This is a genomic window from Pseudomonas sp. 8(2025) (genome assembly GCF_052665325.1).
Genome location: NZ_JBQOIE010000024.1, coordinates 44,970 through 66,973, shown reverse-complemented (window position 1 = coordinate 66,973; position 22,004 = coordinate 44,970). Strand labels below are relative to the sequence as shown.

General features: G+C 66.4%; 17 protein-coding genes and 1 pseudogene. 8 read left to right on the top strand and 10 right to left on the bottom strand.

The features are described 5' to 3' along the window. Positions 1-309 precede the first annotated feature (309 nt). Both ACUXVH_RS29380 and ACUXVH_RS29375 read left to right on the top strand, forming a co-directional pair. Positions 310-1,368, top strand: a complete 1,059-nt coding sequence (locus ACUXVH_RS29380; protein ID WP_065364242.1) for an aromatic ring-hydroxylating oxygenase subunit alpha — start codon at positions 310-312, stop codon at positions 1,366-1,368. A gap of 55 nt (positions 1,369-1,423) precedes the next feature. Next, positions 1,424-2,374 carry a PDR/VanB family oxidoreductase gene (locus ACUXVH_RS29375; RefSeq protein ID WP_065364243.1) on the top strand — a complete coding sequence of 317 codons (951 nt, stop codon included), beginning with the start codon at positions 1,424-1,426 and terminating at the stop codon, positions 2,372-2,374. A gap of 4 nt (positions 2,375-2,378) precedes the next feature. Here the strand turns inward: ACUXVH_RS29375 and ACUXVH_RS29370 are convergent, their stop codons facing one another. From ACUXVH_RS29370 to mdlC, 6 genes are all read right to left on the bottom strand, one after another. After that, the gene (locus tag ACUXVH_RS29370) at positions 2,379-3,092 is read right to left on the bottom strand and encodes a GntR family transcriptional regulator (RefSeq protein ID WP_011061753.1); all 714 of its coding nucleotides are present in this window, start codon (positions 3,090-3,092) and stop codon (positions 2,379-2,381) included. A 268-nt stretch (positions 3,093-3,360) separates the two neighbouring features. Next, on the bottom strand, positions 3,361-4,599 hold the full coding sequence (locus ACUXVH_RS29365; RefSeq protein ID WP_370505850.1) for an OprD family porin: 1,239 nt from the start codon (positions 4,597-4,599) through the stop codon (positions 3,361-3,363). Positions 4,600-4,737: 138 nt separating this feature from the next. Next, positions 4,738-6,213, bottom strand: coding sequence for an aldehyde dehydrogenase family protein (locus ACUXVH_RS29360; RefSeq protein WP_011061755.1), 1,476 nt, complete (start codon positions 6,211-6,213; stop codon positions 4,738-4,740). Positions 6,214-6,351: 138 nt separating this feature from the next. After that, the gene (locus ACUXVH_RS29355) at positions 6,352-7,275 is read right to left on the bottom strand and encodes a ketopantoate reductase family protein (protein WP_041118691.1); all 924 of its coding nucleotides are present in this window, start codon (positions 7,273-7,275) and stop codon (positions 6,352-6,354) included. Positions 7,276-7,318: 43 nt separating this feature from the next. Continuing rightward, entirely contained in the window at positions 7,319-8,710 is a 1,392-nt protein-coding gene (locus ACUXVH_RS29350) for an MFS transporter (protein ID WP_015635941.1), read from the bottom strand. 81 nt (positions 8,711-8,791) lie between these two features. Beyond that, on the bottom strand, positions 8,792-10,378 hold the full coding sequence (gene mdlC / locus ACUXVH_RS29345) for a benzoylformate decarboxylase (RefSeq protein WP_065364245.1): 1,587 nt from the start codon (positions 10,376-10,378) through the stop codon (positions 8,792-8,794). A 115-nt stretch (positions 10,379-10,493) separates the two neighbouring features. Here mdlC and ACUXVH_RS29340 point away from each other — a divergent pair, with 115 nt between their 5' ends. After that, on the top strand, positions 10,494-11,390 hold the full coding sequence (locus ACUXVH_RS29340; RefSeq protein WP_011061759.1) for a LysR family transcriptional regulator: 897 nt from the start codon (positions 10,494-10,496) through the stop codon (positions 11,388-11,390). A gap of 109 nt (positions 11,391-11,499) precedes the next feature. Then, positions 11,500-12,081, top strand: a complete 582-nt coding sequence (locus ACUXVH_RS29335; RefSeq protein WP_019094486.1) for a hypothetical protein — start codon at positions 11,500-11,502, stop codon at positions 12,079-12,081. On the opposite strand, the pseudogene ACUXVH_RS29330 reads toward ACUXVH_RS29335, so the two are convergent. The 3 genes and pseudogenes from ACUXVH_RS29330 to ACUXVH_RS29320 form a co-directional block, all read right to left on the bottom strand. After that, a pseudogene (locus ACUXVH_RS29330) lies at positions 12,050-13,424 on the bottom strand (MFS transporter). The gene ACUXVH_RS29335 and the pseudogene ACUXVH_RS29330 sit on opposite strands and share 32 nt — an antisense overlap. A 456-nt stretch (positions 13,425-13,880) precedes the next feature. Further along, positions 13,881-14,888, bottom strand: coding sequence for a zinc-dependent alcohol dehydrogenase family protein (locus ACUXVH_RS29325; RefSeq protein WP_065364247.1), 1,008 nt, complete (start codon positions 14,886-14,888; stop codon positions 13,881-13,883). 216 nt (positions 14,889-15,104) lie between these two features. After that, positions 15,105-16,076: a bifunctional helix-turn-helix transcriptional regulator/GNAT family N-acetyltransferase gene (locus tag ACUXVH_RS29320; protein ID WP_011061762.1), complete on the bottom strand. Its 972-nt coding sequence runs from the start codon at positions 16,074-16,076 to the stop codon at positions 15,105-15,107. 181 nt (positions 16,077-16,257) lie between these two features. Here ACUXVH_RS29320 and ACUXVH_RS29315 point away from each other — a divergent pair, with 181 nt between their 5' ends. The 4 genes from ACUXVH_RS29315 (at position 16,258) to ACUXVH_RS29300 (ending at position 21,392) form a co-directional block, all read left to right on the top strand. Then, on the top strand, positions 16,258-16,767 hold the full coding sequence (locus tag ACUXVH_RS29315) for a sigma-70 family RNA polymerase sigma factor (protein ID WP_011061763.1): 510 nt from the start codon (positions 16,258-16,260) through the stop codon (positions 16,765-16,767). Further along, complete coding sequence (locus ACUXVH_RS29310) at positions 16,764-17,747, top strand: DUF4880 domain-containing protein (protein WP_065364248.1); 984 nt, start codon at positions 16,764-16,766, stop codon at positions 17,745-17,747. The genes ACUXVH_RS29315 and ACUXVH_RS29310 overlap by 4 nt, the downstream gene beginning before the upstream one ends. A 116-nt stretch (positions 17,748-17,863) precedes the next feature. Then, positions 17,864-20,284, top strand: a complete 2,421-nt coding sequence (locus ACUXVH_RS29305; protein WP_065364249.1) for a TonB-dependent siderophore receptor — start codon at positions 17,864-17,866, stop codon at positions 20,282-20,284. A gap of 166 nt (positions 20,285-20,450) precedes the next feature. Further along, entirely contained in the window at positions 20,451-21,392 is a 942-nt protein-coding gene (locus ACUXVH_RS29300) for an alpha/beta hydrolase (protein ID WP_065364250.1), read from the top strand. Between the two features lie 76 nt (positions 21,393-21,468). On the opposite strand, the gene ACUXVH_RS29295 is transcribed toward ACUXVH_RS29300, so the two are convergent. Then, complete coding sequence (locus tag ACUXVH_RS29295) at positions 21,469-21,939, bottom strand: Imm30 family immunity protein (RefSeq protein ID WP_011061767.1); 471 nt, start codon at positions 21,937-21,939, stop codon at positions 21,469-21,471. Positions 21,940-22,004 lie beyond the last annotated feature (65 nt).

The following is a 22,004-nucleotide window of genomic DNA, read 5'->3' as shown; positions in this document are numbered from 1 at the left end:
CTACCCACAAACTCTACCCCACCTTTGGACGACAGACCTGTCACCGACCCGGTCCCCCTTACACACCTAGTACGTCCTGACAGCGCTGCGGCCCGCCCCCCAGCCTCGTCCCGCAACTGCCCACCGGCCCTTCGGCGCGCTGCGCCTTGACGCGCGAGCAATGGATCCATAAACCCCCTTCACTGGATCCAAAACCCCTATAGCAGCCGATTATCGAACACTAAATCAGCATATTTGTTTGACACCCCCAGAGCGCCAACCATTTAATGGATCCATTAAATAAAAACAACAAACGCCTGGAGAGACGTCATGTACCCCAAGAATGCCTGGTACGTTGCCTGCACCCCCGATGAATTGCAGGGCAAGCCCCTGGGCCGGCAGATCTGCGGCGAACACATGGTGTTCTACCGCGCCCATGAAGGTCGGGTAGCCGCCGTCGAGGATTTCTGCCCCCATCGCGGCGCGCCGCTGTCCCTGGGCTATGTCGAGAACGGCAACCTGGTATGCGGTTATCACGGCCTGGTGATGGGCTGCGACGGCAAGACCGTGGAAATGCCCGGCCAGCGGGTGCGCGGCTTCCCCTGCAACAAGACCTTCGCCGCGGTGGAGCGCTACGGTTTCATCTGGGTCTGGCCCGGCGACCAGGCCCTGGCCGACCCGGCGCTGATCCATCACCTGGAATGGGCCGACAACGATCAATGGGCCTATGGCGGCGGGTTGTTCCACATCCAGTGCGACTACCGGCTGATGATCGACAACCTGATGGACCTGACCCACGAAACCTACGTGCATGCCTCCAGCATCGGCCAGAAGGAAATCGACGAGGCGCCACCGCAAACCACGGTAGACGGCGATCAGGTGGTCACCGCCCGGCACATGCACAACGTCATGCCGCCGCCCTTCTGGCGCATGGCCCTGCGCGGCAACCAGCTGGCCGACGACGTGCCGGTGGACCGCTGGCAGATCTGCCGCTTCAGCCCGCCCAGCCATGTGCTGATCGAAGTCGGCGTGGCCCATGCCGGCCACGGTGGCTACCACGCCCCTGCGCAATACAAGGCGTCGAGCATCGTGGTGGATTTCATCACCCCCGAAAGCGACACCTCGATCTGGTACTTCTGGGGCATGGCGCGCAACTTCAACCCCCAGGACCCGGCGCTCACCGAGAGCATCCGCGAAGGCCAGGGCAAGATCTTCAGCGAGGACCTGGAGATGCTTGAGCGCCAGCAGCAGAACCTTCTCGCCCAGCCCCAGCGCAACCTGCTCAAGCTCAATATCGACGCCGGCGGCGTGCAGTCGCGCCGGGTCCTGGAGCGGCTGATCGCCCAGGAGCGCGAGCCCCGGGAACCCTTGATCGCCACAAGCCGTTAACCCCCCGAACCCGACAGGCTGGCGGCCCGGATGCGGCTACCGGCGAGGACCGATGATGATCGACGTACTGGTGGCCGCGCGCCACGACGAAGCCCTGGACATCTGCAGCTTCGAACTGGCCGCGGCCGACGCAAGCCCCCTGCCCGCCTTCAGCGCCGGCGCCCATATCGACGTGCATCTGGCCAACGGCCTGGTGCGCCAATACTCCCTGTGCAACCACCCCGCAGAGCGCCACCGCTACCTGATCGGTGTGCTCAAGGACCCTGCCTCCCGCGGCGGCTCCAGCAGCCTGCACCAGCAACTGGAGGTAGGCACGCGCCTGCGCATCAGCGAGCCACGCAATCTCTTTGCCCTGGAGCACGCAGCACGGCGCAGCCTGCTGTTCGCCGGCGGCATCGGCATTACCCCGCTCCTCAGCATGGCCGAACAGCTGGCCCACAGCGGCGCGGATTTCCAGCTGCACTACTGCGCTCGTTCGGCCCAGCGCGCGGCCTTCGTCCAGCGCTTGCAGGCCTCGCCCTTTGCCGAGCGGGTGAGCCTGCATTTCGACGAACAACCGGACACCGCCCTGGATATAGCCCAGGCCCTGGCCGGGCCCCGGGACGACGTGCACCTGTATGTCTGCGGCCCCGGCGGTTTCATGCAACACGTGCTGGACAACGCCCGGGCCCAGGGCTGGAAGGAGCAATGCCTGCACCGCGAATATTTCAGCGCTGCGCCCATCGACCACAGCGCCGACGCCAGCTTTGCGGTGAAGCTGGCCAGCAGCGGCCAGGTGTTCCAGGTACCGGCCGATCGCAGCGTGGTCCAGGTGCTGCAGGACCAGGGCATCGAAGTGCCGATTTCCTGCGAGCAAGGGATCTGCGGCACCTGCCTGACCCGGGTGCTGGAAGGGGTACCGGAGCACCGCGACCTGTTCCTCACCGAGGACGAGCAGGCGCGCAACGATCAGTTCACGCCCTGCTGTTCCCGGGCCAGGAGCCCGCTGTTGGTGCTGGATCTGTAGAGCCTCACTGCGGGCGCAGGATCAGCCTCATGCGCTCGTCGGCCACGGCCGAGCCGAAGATCTCGGCATAGCGCAAGGTGGCGTTGGCATGCTCGCGCATCAGGGCCTCGGCCCGCGCACCCTGGCCATTGACCAGGGCATCGAATATCGAGTGATGCTGCATGTGGGCATAGTTGAAGCGCCGGTATTCCCGGGCCATGTCCTGGCGGTCTACTGCCAGGGCGGTGACCGAGGCGAACGGCAGGTGGTCGTTGCGCGCCAGGGCATCGGCGATCGCCGGGTTGCCGCTGCCCGCCACGATCACCTGGTGAAAACGCATGTTGAGGTCGTGATAGAGCTCCAGGTCCTCTTCGTTGACATAGCCCTTGTCGAACAGCGCATCGCCCTCGACCAGGCAGCGTTCGAGAATCGCCCGGCCCTCGGCCGACAGCCCGCGCTCGGCGGTCTGGCGCGCCGCCAGGCCTTCCAGCACCCCGCGCACCTCCACCGCCCCGGCGATGTCTTCGGCGCTCACCGAACGCACCTGAAACCCGCGACCGCCGAACCGCACCAGCAGGCCTTCCTGCTCCAGGGTGCGAAAGGCCATGCGCACCGGCATGCGTGACACCCCGAACAGCTCGGCGGTGGGCACTTCCATCAAGCGCTCGCCTGCCGCCAACTCGCCCGAGGCGATCATCTTGCGCAGCGCGACCAGCACCGTTTGACCGGGTTTGCTCATCCGGGCAGCTTCCTGAAAACGTGGGCGGCCATAGTAACGCAAGCCCCCCCCGCAACACGCACCCCGAGATTGCCGTAGCCATAAGAAGCAGCACGAAACAGCGGCTACCTTGTAGCCGCTGCCGAGCTTCGGCGAGGCTGCGAAAAGGTCCGCAGGACCTTGCCTGGCGATCTGCCGCCGGACCTCCAGCGCCCGTGGAATCGCTGCGTCTGCTGCGTCGGAATGCCGCCCAAGCCGTTCGCAGCCTGCGGCAGCGGCTACAGGGTTTTCAGAGCGACAGCGGGTAGCTGACAATCAGCCGGGTCTGGTCGAAGTCGCTGTTGAAGCTGCGTCGGTTGGTGGCGTTGTTCAGCCGCAGGCTGAGGTTCTTCAAGGTGCCGCTCTGGAGGGTGTAGCCGATCTCGGTATCGCGCTCCCACTCATGGCCGTCATTGCCAACCTTGGTGGTGGCGCTGTCGCCACGACCGTAGCGCACCATGGCCAGCAGCCCGGGAATCCCCGAGGCGGCGAAGTCATAGTCATAACGCACCTGCCACGAACGCTCGCCGGCGTTGCTGAAGTTGCCGTTGAACATGTCGTTGCCCAGGGTCCGGCCGCTGCTGCCGTAGACCGACATCCAGGGGCTGTCGCCGCTGACTTTCTGCAACCCCAGGTACAGCGTGTGCCCGGCCCGGGAGGCGGAGAACAGACCATAGGCGGTGTGGCTGTCGACCCGGCCGATACGCGCGCTGCCATCGTCGCGGTCGATGAAGTAGCCCAGGTTCGCCCCCAGAGTCCAGCCCCCCAGCGGTTGCTTGTGCAGCAGGTTGAAGTAGCTCTGGCGGTAGATGTCCTCCAGCTGCGAATGCCAGACCCCGAGCAAGGTGCGCTGCTGGTTGAAGCGGTATTCGGCACCGGCGTAGTTGAAGCCGTCGGACTTGACCCCGGGCGCGGCCCAGGCCGAAAGGTCCTGCATGTCCGAGGAGTTGCGCAGGCTGACGGCACGGTACTGCCCGGCCTGCAGCCCCAGGCCGCTGATCTCTCGGGAGACCAGCATGGCCCCGCGGAAGGTTTGCGGCAGCAGGCGGCCGTCGTCATAACGCAGCAGTGGAATGTCCGGCAGCAGCTCGCCGACCTTGAACTCGGTGGCGGAAATCCGCGCCTTGAGGGCCGCTCCGGCGCGACCGAAATTGTCCGCCGCGCGCCCGTCGTCGTGCACCGGCAGCAACTCCGAACCGCTGGCCTGGCGGCTGCTGTCGAGCTTGAGGCCGAACAGGCCGATGGCGTCCAGGCCAAAGCCCACGGTGCCCGGGGTGTAGCCGGAGCTGAACTTGAGGATAAAGCCCTGGGCCCACTCCTCGACCTGGCCCTTGGGCGCGTCATGGTCACGAAAATCCCGGTTGAAGTAGTAGTTGCGCAGCAGCAGGTCGGTCTTGCTCCCCTCGAAAAAACCGCTGTCGTCGGCGGCCCAGGCGGGCACGCACAGGCCCACGGACAAGCAAGCCCCCACCAGGGAACGGCACTGCATCGGATGACGGGTGTTCATTATTATTGTTCTCCGCTTTTCATAGGCGCAGCCGTGCCCGACAGGCCGACAAGGGCCCGCGCGCTCACGGATGCTCAAAAGCCCGGCCAGGGCGGCCGGGCGTTATTCAAAGGTGACGGGTCAGAAGGGATACTGACGCGGCCGGTGCTGCAGGCTGATCCAGTGGTCCCGGGTGAATTCATCGATCGCCCAGTCGCCGTTGAAGCGCCCAAGGCCGGAGTTCTTCTCGCCACCGAAGGGCGCGTTGGCCTCGTCGTTCACCGGCACATCGTTGATGTGGGTCATGCCGGCGCGCACCTGCCGGGCGAAGTTCACCCCGCGCTCCAGGTTGCCGGTGAACACCGCGCTGGCCAGGCCGAATTCGCTGTCGTTGGCCAGCTCCAGGGCATGGGCTTCGTCCCGGGCGCGCAGCAGCCCCACCAGCGGGCCGAAGATTTCATTGCGCGCCAGGTCCATGTCGGCACGCACTTCGCCGTACACATGGGGCGCCAGCAGGTTGCCGTTCTGCCCGCCCTCGTACAGTGGCTCGGCGCCCTGCTCGCGGGCCAGGGCGATCTTGTCCTGCAGGCCCTGCAACTGGCGGGCGTTGATCACCGGGCCGATCACTGTGTCCAGCGATTGCGGATCCCCCACCTTGAGCTGCTTGACCCGGGCCACGAAGCGCTGGGCGAAGGCGTCATAGAGGCGCTCGTCGACGATGATGCGGTTGATCGCCATGCAGATCTGCCCCTGGTGCAGGAACTTGCCGAACACCGCGGCGTTCACCGCCTGTTCCAGGTCGGCATCGTCCAGTACCACGAACGGGCTGTTGCCCCCCAATTCAAGCGCCACGTGCTTGAGGTGCTCGCCGCCACTGGCGATGCGGCCGATGCCGCGCCCCACCGGGGTCGAGCCGGTGAAGGTGATCAGCGCCGGCACCGGGTGCTCGACAAAGGCATCGCCGATCTCGCTACCGGCCCCCACCACCACGCTGAACACCCCGGCGGGCAGGCCCGCTTCCTCGAAGATCCTGGCCAGCAGCAGGCCGCCGCACACCGGCGTATCGCTGGCCGGCTTGACCACCACCGCGTTGCCCAGGGCCAGGGCCGGGGCGATGGAGCGCTGGGTCAGGTGCAGCGGGAAGTTCCACGGGCTGATCACTCCGACCACCCCCAGGGCGCTGCGGTACACCCGGCTTTCCTTGCCCGGCACATCGGATTCGACAATCCGCCCGTGGACCCGCGCCGGGAAGGACGCCGCCTCCAGGGTGATGGCCCGCGCCGCGCCCCACTCGGCCAGGGCCTTGATCCGCGTGCTGCCGGATTCGCGAATGATCCAGTCGACAATTTCCTCCTGGCGCCGGTCGAAGATCGCCACCGCCTGGTGCAGCACCGCCGCGCGCTGGGACGGGCCCAGGGCCGCCCATTGCGGCTGCACCTGGGCGGCCTTGGCGTAGGCCGCGTCCAGGTCGCTGCGGTTGGCCTGGGCCAGTTCCAGCAGCTGTGCACCGTCGAATGGATTGCTCACCACCAGGGTCTTGCCGGAGGCGCCGGCGCGCCACTGTCCGGCGATGGGTTGCAGGTGCAGATCGCGATAGACCGCGTTGGAATCACTCATGGAAAATCTCCTCATGGAACAGCATTCATAAACCGATGTGTCACACAAAAGCCGGCGTATGCAGGAGCTGGCTTGCCAGCGAAGGCGCCCGCCAGCGCCACACAAGCCCCAAGGCCCTCTTCGCCGGCAAGCCGGCTCCTACGAGGCGGCGCGTTTTTCGATCAGGCGCAGCAGGCCCAGCAGGGTTTCGGTGTGGGGCACAGGCACCCCCGCCTGCCGCGCCCGTTCCAGCACCTGGCCATTGATGGAGCCGATCTCCGTGGGCCGCCCTGCCAGCACGTCCTGCAACATCGAAGGCTTGTGGGTGCGGTGATGGGCAATGGCGAACGCCACACTGTCCAGGCAGCCCTGGGCATCCAGCTCTATTCCCTGGGACCTGGCCACCGCCACCACCTCCAGCACAATGGACCGGGCCAGGGCCACGCCTTCCGGCGCTGCGTCCAGCTGGCCCACGGTGCAGCCGGTGGCGGCGCACAGGCTGTTCAAGGCGGCGTTGAAGGCCACCTTCTCCCAGATAGAGGTCCAGACCTGCGGGTCCACCGCACAGTTCAGCCCGGCAGCGTCTAGCACCGCCGCCACCTCCTGGCTGGCGTTGCGCTCGCGGCTGCCTGGGGCCAGCACCCGCACCATGCCCTGGCCGTGGGAATGCACCTGCCCCGGCCCGACCATGTCGGCGGGCCAGTTGGTCATGCCGATCAGCACCTGCTGCGGGGCCACATGCCGGGACAGCGCCTCGGCATTGCCCAGGCCGTTCTGCAGGGTCAGCACGAGGGTGTGGCCGGCGATGTGCCCGGCGACACTGCGCAAGGCACTGTCGGTGTGCAGGGTCTTGGTGAAGACCAGCAACAGGTCGGGGTGCCCCGTGGCCTGCTCCGGACGGCAGGCGTGCAGGCCGGTAATGCGCCGCTCGCCGCTGTCGGTGGCCAGCAGCAGGCCGTCGCTGCGGATCGCCGCAAGGTGCCCGTCGTTGATGTCCAGCAGGGTCACCTGCTGGCCGCTTTGCGCCAGCAGGCCGCCAAACAGCGAACCCATGGCGCCCGCGCCAAGAATGGTGATGTTCATCGAACCTCCTGTTTGAGTGGCCGGTTCACGCACCGGGCCGCGTTCATGACTGGCCCGGCAGGCGCCGGGGAATGTGCCGGCCCACGATCAGCAGCGCCAGCAGCGCCATGACCATCACCGACCCCAGCAGCGTGAGGTAGCCGTTGGCGCCGCCCTGGGTAATCACCAGGGCTCCGGCGAAGGCACTGAGGATCGCCCCCAGGCGCCCGAAGGCCAGGGCCGATGCGGTGCCGGTGGCGCGCACACTGGTGGGGTAGATAAAGGCGCACAGGGCAAACATGGTGGACTGCACCGCGTTGACGAACAGGCCGTGCACGCCGAAGCCGAAGATCAGCAGCCCGGTGTCCTGGTGGATGTCCACCACCTGCAACAGGAAGGCGCTGGCCGCGCCGCCGGCGCAGCAGATCAGCAGCGGCCAGAACGAACCCCAGCGAGTGATGGCCACCGCGCACACCAGCGCCCCGATCACCCCGCCCAGGTTGTAGGCGGTCAGCCCGGAACCGGCCACCGACAGCTCCAGGCCTTCGGACAGCAGCATGGTGGGTAGCCAGCTGAAGGCGCTGTAGACCGCGGTCAGGCACATGAAGAACGCCACCCAGAGGGCCAGGGTGTCACGCCCGTAGCCCAGGGCGAACAAGGCGCGGAAACCACCCTGCTTCTCGCTCTTCTGTTCCAGGGCATCGGTGTAGACCACCCCCGCCGCCATCGGCCGGCCCATGCGCCCGAGCAAGGTACCCAGCTCGTTCCAGCGCTGGGGCCGGCGCGCCAGAAAGCGCGGCGACTCCGGCAGCGTCGCCAGCAAGGCAAAGCCCAGGACGATGGGCAGGCTGCCGCCGATGAAAAACAGGGTGCGCCAGCCGTACAGCGGCAACACATGGGAGGCGAACAACCCCGCCAGCATCCCGCCCAGGGGCACGCAGACAATGGTGGCCGTCACCGCCAGGGTACGCCGCCGCGCCGGGGTGAACTCGGCCGTCACCGTGGTGGCGCTGGGCAGCGCGCCACCGATGCCCAGCCCGGCGATAAAACGCAGGGCCGCCACCGCCAGCGCATTGGGCGCCAGGCCAATGGCGCAAGTGGCCGCACCGAACACGAAGACACTGGCAATGATCGCCATGCGCCGGCCGAACCGGTCGGCAAACAGACCGGCGCAGGCACTGCCGATGCCCATGCCGATCAGCCCGGCCGCCACCGCCGGAGCGAACGCCTCGCGGGTGATGCCCCACTCCTTGATCATCAGCGGAATGGCAAAGCCGATCAGTTGGCCGTCGAAGCCGTCCATGACGATGGACAGCGCCGCCAGCAACACCACCAGCTTCTGCATGCCGGTGAAGGGGCCATGGTCGAGCAAGGTGCCGATGTCGGCGTGGGTGGAACCGGAACGCGCCGGCTGGGGCGCGTCATCTATCACAGCAGTGACCGAAGTCGTGTTCATAACCACCTCTTTTTATTCTTCTGGTGAGTCCGCAGGTTGCGGTTGGCAAGGCCGGGCTCGCGCCCGGCGACAAGGCAGCCCTCAGGGTTCGATGGTCAGGGTCGGCACCTCGATCAGTACCGGGCGGTCGCCCGCCAGGGCTTCATTCAGGGCCTGGGCGAACGCCTCGCGGGTGTTGGCCTGCACCGAGTGCACGCCATAGCCGCGGCCGATGGCGCAGAAGTCCAGGCCGGGCACGTCCAGGCCCGGGGCGTCGCTGACCTGCAGCACACCGGCGAACCAGCGCAGGGCGCCATAGGTGCCGTTCTTGAGGATGATGAACACCACCGGGATCTGGTACTGGGCGGCCGTCCACAGCGCGGTGATACCGTAGTTGGCCGAGCCGTCGCCAATGACCCCGATCACCCGCCGCTCCGGCCGGGCCAGTTGCACCCCCACCGCCGCTGGCAGGCCGAAGCCCAGGCCACCGGCGGCCGGGAAGTAGTAGCTGCCGGGTTCGCGCATTTCCACCCGCTGCCAGAAGGCGCCTACGGTGGAGGTGGACTCCTTGACGTAGATCGCATCCTTGGGCGCCAGCTCATCGATCACGTCGAACACGGTTTCCGGGCGCAGCAGGCCGCCCAGCTCCTCGACCGGAGCAGCCGGCGGCAAGGCCTGGGGCTGCGGCCGGTCGCAATCCGGCAGCGCCCAGACCAGGGCCTGCAGGGTCTCGGCGATGTCCCCCACCAACGCATCGCCCATGGGCGCACGCGCCGCTTCGCCGGGGTCGCAGGTGATGTGCAGCAGCTCGGTGCCCGCAGGCAGGTAGTCCCCCGGGGCGAACTGGTGGTAGCGGAATACCGGGGCCCCCACCACCAGGATCAGGTCGTGGTCCGCCAGGCAGCGGCTGATGCCGGCAATGGCTGCCGGCAGCACCCCGCGAAAGCTCGGGTGACGGGTGGGAAACGGGCAGCGCGAAGCGGACGGCGCGACCCAGGCCGGCATGCGCAGTTTCTCCGCCAGTTGCACGGCCAGGTGGTTGCTCTGGCTGCCATCCACATCCGGCCCCAGCACCAGCACCGGGTTGCGCGCTGCCGCCAGGCGCTGCACCAGCGAACGCAATTGCGCCGCCGAGGGCAGCCCGGCAGTGGCCACCTGGCGCCGGGCCAGATGCTCGACCCCGGCCGGCGCCGGGCGGGCCCAGTCGTCGTAGGGAATGGACAGGTACACCGGGCCCTTGGGCGCCTGGTTGGCCATGTGGATCGCCTGGCTCAGGGCCCGCGGCACGTCCTCGGCGCAGGCCGGCTCGGCGCTCCACTTGACCAGGGGCTTGGGCAGCTGCGGTGCATCGACGTTGGCCAGCATCGCCTCGACGCCGATCATCGAGCGCACCTGCTGGCCGGCGGTGATCACCAGCGGGCTGTGGGAGTACCAGGCATTGGTCAGGGCGCCCATGCCATTGCCGGTGCCGGCCGCGGCGTGCAGGTTGACGAAGGCCGGCTGGCCGCTGGCCAGGGCGAAGCCGTCGGCCATGCCCACCACCGCGCCTTCATGCAGGCCGAGGATGTAGCGGAAGTCTTCGGGGAAGCCCTTGAGAAAGGGCAGCTCGTTGGAACCCGGGTTGCCGAACACGGTGGTCAGGCCTTGTTGCCGCAGGATGTCGTAGGAGGCGCTATGGACGGTTTTCATATGGACCTTTGCCGCTGTTTTTTAGAATTTGAGTTACTCTTGCAGCCGCCAAGAAATTGATCAAATCGATACTATCTCTATTAAAAATAAGACCCGTCTATATCCATGAGGCAGCATGAGCCACATCGATCTGAACCTGATCCGCACCTTCGTCACCCTCTACGAAGCCCGCAGCGTGACCCTGGCCGCCGAGCGCCTGTTCGTCACCCAGCCCTCGGTCAGCTACGGCCTGGCGCGGCTGCGCGAGCTGTTCGACGACGGCCTGTTCAGCCGCACCCGGGACGGCATCCAGCCCAGCCAACTGGCCGATGAGCTGTACCCGGCCTTTCGCGAATCCCTGACGCGGATCGAGAACACCGTGCACAGCACCCGGCGCTTCGACCCGGCGACCACCGAACGGCGCTTTCGCATCGCCCTCTCCGACCTTGGCGAAATGGGCTTCCTGCCGCTGATCCTGGCGCGCCTGAACCAGCAGGCCCCCGAGGCCGAAGTCGAAGTCCTGCCGCTGCAGGTGGACCAGGCCGGCGAGTGGCTCAGCAGCGCCAAGGTCGACGCGCTGATCTGCCGCAAACCCTTGACCGGCACCCGCAGCCAGGTGCTGATCCGCGAGCGCTACGTGTGCCTGCTCAGCGACCGTCATCCGCGCATCGGCACCCAGCTGAGCCTGGAGCAGTTCCTCGCCGAGCGGCACATCGCCGTGACCCGCACCACCGGCCACGGCAGCGTCGAGGACGTGCTCAAGCAGATGGGCGCCCGGCGCCGCATCAGCCTGCACGTGCCGCACTTCTCGGTGCTGCCCAAAGTGCTGCCCGGCACCGACCTGCTGACCGTGCTGCCAGCGCAGATCGCCCGCCTGTTCACCCTCGAAGGCGGCCTGCGGCAACTGGAACTGCCGTTTTCCGTGGGGGAGTTCGAAGTCTCGCTGCACTGGCACCCCAACAGCGACAGCTCCGCCGCCCTGAGCTGGTTCCGCCAGGCCGTGGCCGCGGCGATCATCGACGGCCAGTCTTGAAACAGCGCCCGCACTTTGCCGGGCCGTGCTGACAACCGCCCATCCCTTGGGCGACCATGGCCGGCCTGGGCCACAACCAGGCACCTCTCTTGAAAGGACTCTGACCACCATGAGCACCCGCTCCCTGCCTTTAGTTTTCCTGACCATTTGCATCAGCTTGCTGCTGAGCGCCTGTGGCCCCAACGTGCGCTGGATGCACCCGGACCCGTCGAAGGAACTGCTGCTGCGCGCCATGACCGAGCTCAACGGTTTTCATGCCTACGACTTCAGCGGTGAAGACAACAGCCTGATCAGCGCCGCCGAAGCCAGGGCGCTGCTGGAAGACAGCACCCGGATCACCGAGCGCACGCCGACCTTCATGTTCGTCGAGATCAAGGGCCGCACCCTGAGCATCGTCGGTTACTCCTCCACCTATCGCCCGCGCACCCAGGACTACACCACGCCGATGATCTTCAGCTACGTCGGCGAGCTGAAAAGCGCCCGCTATGCCCTGCCCCACATGGCGCCGAACATCGCCGACCTGAAGTTCACCTCGATCCCCGTGGAAAAACTCAAGGTGGCGCTGCTGCCGCTGTCCAGCGGGCGCGTGAGCTATCCCGACTTCAATGGCAACCTGAACGTCGAATCGGTCAACGGGCGCTACACCCGGATCAGTGCCTTTACCCGCAAGGACAGGGACTCGATCTTTTAACCCCCACCCTGGCCACACTAGGCCAGGGCGGGCTGCGGTTGCGCCGATACCGGCCGCAGCAGCAACAGGCAAGCGGCCGCCAGCACGAAGACCACGGCAAACACTGCGTACAGGTGCAGCGGCTGCCAGCCGGCATCCAGCAACACCCCGGCCACCGTGGGCGAGACAATCGCGCCCATGCGCCCGATGCCGATCCCCCAACCGACCCCGGTGGCCCGTACCGAAGCGTCGTAGACCACCGGTGACAGGGCGTAGAGCCCGGCCACGCAGCCGTTGGCGAACAGCCCGATCAGCAGCCCCAGGCCCAGGGCCGCGGCAATCGAGGAGGCCGAACCGACGAACAGCACCAGCAGCCCGGCGGTCACCAGCATGAACAGCGACAGCACCCGGGTCAGCGGCCAGCGCGAGGACAAGCCGCCGACCAGCGCCGCGCCGAAGATCCCGCCGACACTCAGCAGCACCCCGCCGGTGATCCCCTGCTGCGCCGAGAGCCCGGCGGCCACCAGCAGTTTCGGGGTCCAGCTCATGACGAAGTAGAAACCGAACATCACCAGGAAAAACAGCAGCCAGATCAGCAGCGTGGTGCGCCGCATCGGCCCGGCGAACAGTTGGCCAAAACCGCTGCCGGCGCCCTGCTCGCGTACCGCTGCCGCGGGCATTTGCAGCAGTTGCGGATGGCGCAGGCGCCCGGCCAGGCGATTGATTCGCGCCAGGGCATCGGCCGGCCGCCGGGCCAGGAGAAAGTCCAGGGATTCGGGGAGCCAGAGCAGCACCAGGGGGATCACCAGCAAGGTGACGATGCCGCCGAACAGGAACACCGAGCGCCAGCCCCAATGAGTCAACAGCCACACCGCCAACAGCCCGCCCAGGGTCGCGCCCAGGGCATAGCCGGTGGATTGCAGGCTGACCGCCAGGCCGCGCCAGCGGCGGCTGGAATACTCGGCGGCGATCACGTTGCTGCTGGCCAGGATGCCGCCGATGCCCAGGCCGGTCAGGCCGCGCAACAGCGCCAGTTGCAAAGGGCTCTGGCTGCCGGCCGAAAGCAGCATGCCGACACCCGACAGCAGCAGGCAGAACAGGATCAGCGGCCGGCGCCCGAAGCGGTCGGCCCAGGGCGCGATAAACAGCGAACCGGCGGCCATGCCGAACAGACCGGCACTGAGCAGCAGACCGATCTGCGCCCCGTTGAGTTGCCACTCGGCGGACACCGAAGCGGCGGTGAAGGCCATCACCAGCACATCGAAGCCGTCGATCATGTTGAGGACGATGCAGATACCGATCGCCAGGCACTGGAAGGAGCCCATCGGGCCTTGGTCGACCCGTTGCTTGAGATCGTGGTTCATGGCCGTCCTCCCCTGCTCGGGCTGGACGCGCAAAGCGCGGGGACGGACAGGCACACAGGCAGGTGGCACGCAGGACCGAGAACGGCCCGTGCCCTTGGGAGAACGCGCATGACGAAACCCTTTTCTTGTAATTGTTATGCGGGGACGGCCAGGAAGGTTCCTGCCATCGCCAGGGGCCTAATCAATCAATTAATGGATCCACAAACAATAGAGAGACACGCGAATAGTGCTTTTTATGGGCGATTATCGCGCACTATCGACTTTTTACGCTGTAAACGATGAAGCCCTTAAATTATGGCTTTATTTTTGGATCCATTAGCATGGATCAACTGTTTGTGAGTGGCTGGCTGGGGCAGGCAGGAGCTGCGCCTTCTGTCGCCACCTGCAGCAGCGGCCATAGAGATCGGATCCCCAGGGGATCCGATCAGTAGGCTGGGCCCGGGTTGCGGCATCGCTTCAGAGGCTCAGGCAGATTTTCCCCAGGTGCGCGCCCGAGGCTTCATGGGCGAAGGCCTTGGCGATATCCGCCAGGGGGAAGGTACTGTCGATGATCGGCTTGATGCCGGTGGCTTCCAGGCCCCGGACCATCTCGATCTGCTGCTGGCGGCTGCCGACGATCAGCCCCTGCAGGCGCTGTTGCCTGGCCATCAGCGCCGCCGTCGGCACCGGTCCGGCCCAGCCGGTGAGCACGCCGATCAGGGCGATGTGCCCGCCAATGCGGCACGCGTTGATCGACTGCGGCAAGGTGCCCGGGCCACCGACTTCCACCACGTGATCGACGCCGCGGCCGCCGGTGAGCTTGAGCACTTCAGCGCCCCACTCGGGGTGGGTGCGGTAGTTGAGGGTATGGTCGGCCCCCAGCTCGCGCACCTTGGCCAGCTTGGCGTCCGAGGAGGAGGTGGCGATCACCGTGGCGCCCATGGCCTTGGCCAGTTGCAGGGCGAAGATCGACACCCCGCCGGTGCCCAGCACCAGCACGGTTTCCCCGGCCTTGAGCGCGCCGTCCACCACCAGTGCGCGCCAGGCAGTCAGGCCGGCGGTGGTCAGGGTCGCCGCCTCGGCATGGCTGTAGCCCTTGGGCGCATGGGTGAACCAGTGGCTGGGCTGGATCACCACTTCACGGGCGTAACCGTCGACGCCATCGCCCGGAGTGGTGCTGAAATCGGCGATCGCCGGGCCGCCATCGTGCCAATGGGGAAAGAAGCAGGACACCACCGCATCGCCCACCTTGAACTCGCTGACGCCCTCGCCCACCGCTTCCACGACCCCGGCGCCATCGGCCATGGGAATCCGCCCGTCGGCGGTAGGCAGCGCGCCGGTCACCACGGCGTAATCGTGGAAGTTCAAGGAACAGGCATGGATACGCACGCGGATCTGCCCGGCGCCGGGCTGGCCGGGGTCTGCCAGCTCCACGCGCTTCAGGTTGTCCAGGGATGCCGGCAGGCTGAGCTTGATGGCTTGCATGGGATGCTTCTCCACAGATCGATAATCATCAGGGGGCTAACCCTACCACCAGTACCGGCTATCTGTAGCCGCTGCACAAGGCTGCGAACGGCTTGGGCGGCATTCCGACGCAGCAGACGCAGGTTTTCAGGGCCGCCACAGGCTCGGCTCGAGACCGCCAGGCAAGGCCCTGCGGGCCTTTGCGCAGCTTCGCAGGCTCAGCAGCGGCTACAGCGCTCAGCGGATTGTGTCGCGCTGCGCCACCCTTGCTCGCACAAAACACTGCTCGGTCACTGGCGCGCCCCATTGCTCGCCCTCTTGCTCCTGCACCAGCACAAAGCCCTGTTCCTCATATAACGCGCGCGCCGCATCCAGGCCCTTGAAGGTCCACAGCCGGGTGGCGGCAAAACCCCACTGGTCACAAAAGCCCAGGGCCTCGGCCAGCAACCGCCGGCCCAGCCCCTGGCCGCGGGCGGCCTCATCGAGAATGAAGCAACGCAGGAGCGCCTCGCCGCCCTCGCCCTCCCCATCAATGGCGATGGAACCGACAATCCGTTCCCCCTGCAGCGCCACCCAGACTTCATTGCGCGGGTTGTGCAAACGCCCCATCAATTCGGCCATGTCCCGCGCCACCAGGCTTTCGAAGGGCTGGCCGAAACCCGCCAGATCCGCGTAGTAACGGGCGTGCATTTCGGCGATGCGGCCAATCACTCCGGGCCGGTAGCCACGGGCGATGGAGCAGCGCTCGGGCGGCTCGGGCACGTCTCCCAGCCGCACCGCACGCAATGCCCGGGCGTAGTCGGCGATGCCCGCACAGGCGCTGCGCTGCTGGGCCGGGCTCAGGTGGGCCAGGGCCGCGGCCACCTGGGCCTGGGCGAAACGGTCGATGCCGGCCAGGGTCTGGCGCCCCCGGGCGCTGAGCTGCAGCTTCTTGGAGCGGGCGTCCTGGTCATGGGCCTGCTCGCTGATCTCGCCGGCGTCCACCAGCTTGCGCACCAGGCGGCTGACGCTGGATTTCTCCAGGCCCAGCAGGGTCACCAGGTCACCGGCGGTCAGGGCATTGCCCTGGCCGATCTCCAGCAGTGCGTGCACCGCCGAGGGCGGGTAGTCGGTGGCGGCCAGGGTGGCCTGCATGAAGCCCAGCTCGCGGACCATCTGCCGGGAGGCCTGGCGCAGTGATGGGATAAGGGAAGCGGATGAACTCGGCATGGGCGTGACCTCGCAAGTGAGGCATTTAGTTGTACCTTGCAACCAATTAAACCTCAACCCTGCTCACTTTTCCGAGTGACAGTCAGCCCTAATGAACGACAATAAAAACTCAAGCACTCACTAATGAGAAGCATTACCATAAACGCCCATTTCACCCACCTCGACCTCGGAACCCTTATCGATGGTGCCCAACCCTTCGCTACAGCACGCCGTGGGCGAGCTCTACCTCCAGCATCACAACTGGGTGGTGCAACTGCTGCGACGCAAGCTCGGCAACCAGGACCAGGCCATGGACCTGGCGCAGGACACCTTTGTGCGCATCTTGCGCAGCGAGCGACTGCCGGTACTGCGCGAACCCCGGGCCTACCTCAACACCGTGGCCAGCCGCCTGTGCGGGCAGTATTTCCGGCGCCAGGCCCTGGAGCGCGCCTACCTGGAAACCCTGGCGCAGCTGGAGCCGCAGTACCAGCCCTCGCCGGAAACCCGGCTGCTGGTGCTTGAGGCCCTGGACGCCGTGGGCCAGGTGCTGGACGGCCTGGGCAGCCGGGTGCGCGAGGTGTTTCTGCTGTCCCAGCTCGAAGGCCTGACCTACCCGCAAATTGCCCAACGCCTGCAGCTCTCGGTCAACGTGGTGCAGAAAGCCATGCTCAAGGCCTACCGCCACTGCTACGCGGCGGTGTACCCGGGATGAACGCCTTCCAGCCAGTGGACGATCAGGGCGCCGTGGAGCAGCAGGTACTGGACCAGGCCCTGGAGTGGCTGGTGCTGCTGCAATCGGGCATCAGCCCCCCCGAGCAGCAGGCCGCCTGCCTGGCCTGGCGCCGGGCCGACCCGCAGCATGAGCTGGCCTGGCAGCGCCTGGCCGGCATCGGCCAGGACCTGCGCGACAGCACCCGCAGCCTGCCCGCGCCCCACGCCCGGCAACTACTGCAGGCTCGCAGCCACCCCGGGCGGCGCACCCTGCTCAAGGGCATCGTCGGCCTGGGCGTGGTGGCCGCCAGCAGCTGGAGCGTGCGCGAACGGTTGCTGTTGCCGCAACTGTTCAGCGACTACCACACCGCCACCGGCGAGCGCCGCCAGCTGCAACTGGCCGCTGGCGCCAGCCTGCAACTGGACACCCGCACCAGCCTCGACCAGAAGGCCAGCCCCCAGGGCCTGCAACTGCGGCTCAACAGCGGCCGCCTGTTGCTGACCCTGGGCAACGCCGCGCCCGTGCAGGTCACCACCACCGATGGGCACATCCAGCTCGCCCCGCGCTCGCAGTTGATCCTCAGCGTCGGCTTGCCGGGCATCAACGGCACCCGGGTACAACTGCTCGCCGGCAGCGGCTCGGTAAGCACCGCCCATGCCCCTGCGCTAAGCCTGGACCCGGGCCAGCAAGTGGATATCGCCCAACAGCGGATCAGCGCCCTGGCCGCCGTGCCCACCACGGCCAATGCCTGGACCCAGGGCCTGCTGATCGCCGAGCGTCGCCCCCTGGGCGAGGTGATCGCCGAACTCGACCGCTATCGCCCCGGCCTGCTGCGCTGCTCCGCCGAAGTCGCCGGGTTGCGGGTTTCCGGCTCGTTCTCCCTGGACCAGCCGGACGCCAGCCTCGATTTGCTGGCCAGGACCCTGCCGATTCGCATCCGGCGGGTAATGGGGTACTGGGCCTCCGTGGACGCTGCCTGATTGTTTTCCTGTTTTTTTCAGGGCGGCGGCAGTTTTTTCAATCTCGTGCATCAAGACCAGGGAAGAAGCTGGAAAACAGCTCAGCGCCATCCCTTCCCAACCCACGGATTTTCCTTATGCACATTCGCCTTACGCCCCTTGCCGCGACCTTGCGCCCGGTCATCATCGGCCTGTCCATCGCCAGCACCAGCCTGCCGCTGCTGGCCACGGAAGCCGGCGCCGCCGTGACCGACCACCAGCAGCGCGACTACGCCATCGCCCCGGGCAACCTGGACCAGGTGCTGGGCATCTTCGGCCAGCAATCGGCAAGCATGATCGCCATCGACGCCAACCTCAGCGCCGGTAAGCGCAGCACCGGCCTGAATGGCCGTTTCAGCGTGGCCGAAGGCCTGCAGCGCCTGCTCAAACCCCTGGGCCTGCAAGCCGTGGCCGAGGGCGCGGGCTATCGGGTAATACAGGCCAACGGCGGTGAACGGGTCGAGCTGGGAGCAACCACGGTCACCACCAACCAGCTGGGCACCGTCACCGAAGGCAGCGGTTCCTACACGCCGGGCACCATCGCCACCGCCACCCGGCTGGTGCTGACACCCCGGGAAACCCCGCAGTCGATCTCGGTGGTCACCCGCCAGGCCATGGACGATTTCGGCCTCAACTCCATCGACGAGGTGATGCGCCATACCCCGGGCATCACCGTGGCCACCTACGACAGTGACCGCACCAGCTACTTCTCCCGCGGCTTTGCCATTCAGAACTTCCAGTACGACGGGATTCCGATCCTGCAGGACGCGCAGTACTCCTCGGGCCACACCCTCACCGACACGGTGATCTACGACCGCGTGGAAATACTCAAGGGCGCCACCGGCCTGCTCACCGGTGCCGGTGGCCCCGGCGGCACCATCAACATGGTGCGCAAGAAACCCACCGCCGAATTCGCCGGGCATATCGACCTGGGGGCCGGTTCCTGGGACAACTACCGCTCCCAGGTCGATGTCAGTGGCCCCCTGACCGACAGCGGCAATATCCGCGGACGGATGGTCGCCGCCTATCAGGACAAGAAATCCTTCCTTGACCACTACCAGCGCCAGACCAGCGTCTACTACGGCATCCTGGAGTTCGACCTGTCACCGGACACCCTGCTGACCGTCGGCGCCGACTATCAGGACAACGACCCCAAGGGTTCCAGCTGGTCGGGCAGCAGCTCGCTGTACGACTCCAAGGGCAATGCCATCAGCACCTCGCGCTCCTACAACAACGGCGCGAGCTGGAGCCGCTGGTCGCAATACACCCGCACCGTGTTCAGCACCCTGGAGCACAGCTTCGCCAACGGCTGGGTGGCCAAGGCCCAATACAACCACCAGATCAATGGCTACAACGCGCCCTTGGGTTCGCTGATGTCGCCCAATGCCGAGACCGGCATCGCCTCGCTGCTGACCCGCAAGTACACCGGCGAAACCGTCAGCGACAGCGGCGACCTCTACGCCACGGGCCCCTTCGACCTTCTGGGGCGCGAGCATCAGTTGGTGGTCGGTGCATCGATCTCCAACTCGCACTGGAAAGGCCGGGACTTCACCAGCGCCACCAATCACGACAATTTCTACGACTACTTCAACTGGGACGGGCACAGCCCCAAGCCCGATTGGGGCAGCATGACCAAGAAGAACGACGAGACCACCCGCCAGAGCGCCGGCTACATGACTGCGCGCTTTAGCCTCAACGATGATCTTTCGTTGCTGCTCGGCAGCCGGGTCAACAACTACGAGGTCAGCGGTACCAGCCGGACCAAGGACACCGGCAAGGTCATTCCCTATGCTGGGGTGGTCTACGACCTCGACCAGAACTTCTCCGTCTATGCCAGCTACACCGAGATCTACCTGCCCCAGGACGACTACCGCGACCGCAACGACAAGGTGCTCAAGCCCGACGAAGGCACCAACTACGAGGTGGGCCTCAAGGGCGAGTTCTTCGACGGCCGCCTGAACTCCAGCCTGGCCTATTTCGAAGTGCATGAAGAAAACCGGCCGGTGGATGACCTGGCCTACAACGCCAACCCCACCACCCCCGGGCTGGACTATGCGTCCAAGGGCATCAAGTCCAAGGCCAAGGGTTATGAAGCGGAAATCTCCGGAGAGGTCGCTCCCGGCTGGCAACTGCAGGCCGGCTACACCCACAAGATCATTCGCGACCAGAGCGGGGCCAAGGTCTCCACCTGGGAACCGGAAGATCAGGTCAACCTCTACACCAGCTACAAGCTGACCGGCAGCCTCGACAAGCTGACCCTGGGCAGCGGCGTGCGCTGGCAGGGCACTGGCTGGAAGATACTCAGCAACTACGGCAAGGGCACCGAGGAAAAATTCGCCCAGGACCCTTACTGGCTGGTGGACCTGATGGCCCGCTACCAGATCACCGAGAACGTCTCGGCCACCCTCAACGTCAACAACCTGTTCGACAAGAAGTACTTCACCAACATCGGTTTCTACAACTCGTCGTACTACGGCGACCCGCGGAATGTGATGCTCAGCACCCGCTGGAACTTCTAAAGCCCCACCGTCGTGGCCCGCCCCGGCAGCGGGTGGCCACGGCGCTTGCCGACCCTCTCTGTAGCATTTGCTAACCCTTGCCGCCGACCGTTGCGCCGAAATTCCTGCAGCCGTCGCGGCACATCTGTTAAAACGCGTTTTCGACTGTCCTGCGGTGAAGCCTTCCATGTCCCCAACCCTGCCCCAGCGCCTGCGCCGTCGCTGGTTTTCCCTGCTGTGCATGGCCGCGCTGGTGGTCGGCCTGCCGGTGAGCTGCGCGGTGCTCGAACACAAGGAACGCCAACTGGTGTTTCGCATCGAGCCCGGCACCGCCGGCTGGTATCGCGGCCTGCCGAGCACGGTGCAGGAATTCGAACTCAAGCCGAAAAGCTTCAAGGCCGGGCAGAACATCCACGCCTGGTGGTGGCCGGCACAACGCGCCGATGCCCCGGCGATCCTCTACCTGCACGGGGTCCGCTGGAACCTCACTGGCCAGCTGTTTCGCATCGAGCAGCTGCACGCCCTGGGTTACTCGGTGCTGGCCATCGACTACCGCGGCTTTGGCCAGAGCCACGGCGACCTGCCCTCGGAAAGCAGCGTGTATGAAGACGCGCGCATCGCCTGGGAGCGGCTCAAGGTCTTGCAGCCCGACGCCAGCAAGCGCCTGATCTACGGCCATTCCCTGGGTGGCGCGGTGGCCATCGACCTGGCCGCCGAGCTGGGACGCCAGGCCGCCAGCGCCAAGGCGCCGACCGCCGCTCGCGGGCTGATCGTCGAATCTACCTTCACTACCCTGGCCGACGCTGCCGCGGCGGTGACCAAGACCTCCCTGCCGGTGCGCTGGGTGATGTCGCAGAAGTTCGACTCCATCGACAAGATCGGCGAGATCGGCATGCCCTTGCTGGTGGTCCACGGCCTCAAAGACGACTACGTGCCGCCGCGCCTGAGCAAGGAATTGTTCCAGGCCGCCCTGGAGCCGAAGAAACTGCTGCTGGTGCCCGGCGGCACCCACAACAACAGCATGAGCCTGGCGGGCAAGGGCTACGGCCAGGCCATCAACGCCCTGCTGCGAGCCAAGCCCGGCCACAACCTCGCCGGCCCGCCCCCCACCGCCGCCCCCACCAGCTGAAGCTGGCTTGTATAGGAGCTGGCTTGCCAGCGAATGGGCCCGCGGCACCTGCAAAAAACCTGTCCCTAGACGTCCCTTACGCAGCCGGCTGAGCCGCCACCATGACCACCACGGTCTTGGCCAGGAATGCCGGAGACTGCTGATTGATCGAATCGGCCAACTCCAGGGCCGCCGCCTTGACCGCAGGCGCCGCTTCGCGCAAGGCACGGACCATCTCCAGGCGCGCGGGCTCGCTGTTGAGCACCCGCATGAAAAGCGTCTGCGCCCACCTCGGGCTGTGTTCCTGCAAGCCGGGCAGCGCCGCCAGCAACGCCGGCACATACACAGCATCATCGAAATGCTCGGCGGCGTGAATCAGCGAAAACATCACCTCGTCATATTCGGCCTCATCGTCGAGCAACGACAACAGCGGGCCAATGCTGGCCGGGTCGGCCAACTGGGCCACCTCGGCGATGCAGGCGTCGATGCGCCGCACAAGGTTCTCGCCAGGGTCGTTGAAGGCGTTTTCGAGCTTTAGCAGGATGTCGGTCAACGCGTCGAATTTCATGGGTACTCGCCAGGGAGCTCGAAGGGAGGGAGGCGCAACGATACGCCATCGACACCATCCGCGAA

Excerpts from the sequence above, each read along its gene's own strand:
- ACUXVH_RS29380 (WP_065364242.1), top strand. The coding sequence starts at position 310 with ATGTACCCCAAGAATGCCTGGTACGTTGCCTGCACCCCCGATGAATTG.
- ACUXVH_RS29365 (WP_370505850.1), bottom strand. The coding sequence starts at position 4,599 with ATGCAGTGCCGTTCCCTGGTGGGGGCTTGCTTGTCCGTGGGCCTGTGC.
- ACUXVH_RS29360 (WP_011061755.1), bottom strand. The coding sequence starts at position 6,213 with ATGAGTGATTCCAACGCGGTCTATCGCGATCTGCACCTGCAACCCATC.
- ACUXVH_RS29375 (WP_065364243.1), top strand. The coding sequence starts at position 1,424 with ATGATCGACGTACTGGTGGCCGCGCGCCACGACGAAGCCCTGGACATC.
- ACUXVH_RS29305 (WP_065364249.1), top strand. The coding sequence starts at position 17,864 with ATGCACATTCGCCTTACGCCCCTTGCCGCGACCTTGCGCCCGGTCATC.
- ACUXVH_RS29370 (WP_011061753.1), bottom strand. The coding sequence starts at position 3,092 with ATGAGCAAACCCGGTCAAACGGTGCTGGTCGCGCTGCGCAAGATGATC.
- ACUXVH_RS29320 (WP_011061762.1), bottom strand. The coding sequence starts at position 16,076 with ATGCCGAGTTCATCCGCTTCCCTTATCCCATCACTGCGCCAGGCCTCC.
- ACUXVH_RS29295 (WP_011061767.1), bottom strand. The coding sequence starts at position 21,939 with ATGAAATTCGACGCGTTGACCGACATCCTGCTAAAGCTCGAAAACGCC.
- ACUXVH_RS29310 (WP_065364248.1), top strand. The coding sequence starts at position 16,764 with ATGAACGCCTTCCAGCCAGTGGACGATCAGGGCGCCGTGGAGCAGCAG.
- mdlC (WP_065364245.1), bottom strand. The coding sequence starts at position 10,378 with ATGAAAACCGTCCATAGCGCCTCCTACGACATCCTGCGGCAACAAGGC.
- ACUXVH_RS29350 (WP_015635941.1), bottom strand. The coding sequence starts at position 8,710 with ATGAACACGACTTCGGTCACTGCTGTGATAGATGACGCGCCCCAGCCG.
- ACUXVH_RS29335 (WP_019094486.1), top strand. The coding sequence starts at position 11,500 with ATGAGCACCCGCTCCCTGCCTTTAGTTTTCCTGACCATTTGCATCAGC.
- ACUXVH_RS29300 (WP_065364250.1), top strand. The coding sequence starts at position 20,451 with ATGTCCCCAACCCTGCCCCAGCGCCTGCGCCGTCGCTGGTTTTCCCTG.
- ACUXVH_RS29355 (WP_041118691.1), bottom strand. The coding sequence starts at position 7,275 with ATGAACATCACCATTCTTGGCGCGGGCGCCATGGGTTCGCTGTTTGGC.
- ACUXVH_RS29315 (WP_011061763.1), top strand. The coding sequence starts at position 16,258 with ATGGTGCCCAACCCTTCGCTACAGCACGCCGTGGGCGAGCTCTACCTC.
- ACUXVH_RS29340 (WP_011061759.1), top strand. The coding sequence starts at position 10,494 with ATGAGCCACATCGATCTGAACCTGATCCGCACCTTCGTCACCCTCTAC.
- ACUXVH_RS29325 (WP_065364247.1), bottom strand. The coding sequence starts at position 14,888 with ATGCAAGCCATCAAGCTCAGCCTGCCGGCATCCCTGGACAACCTGAAG.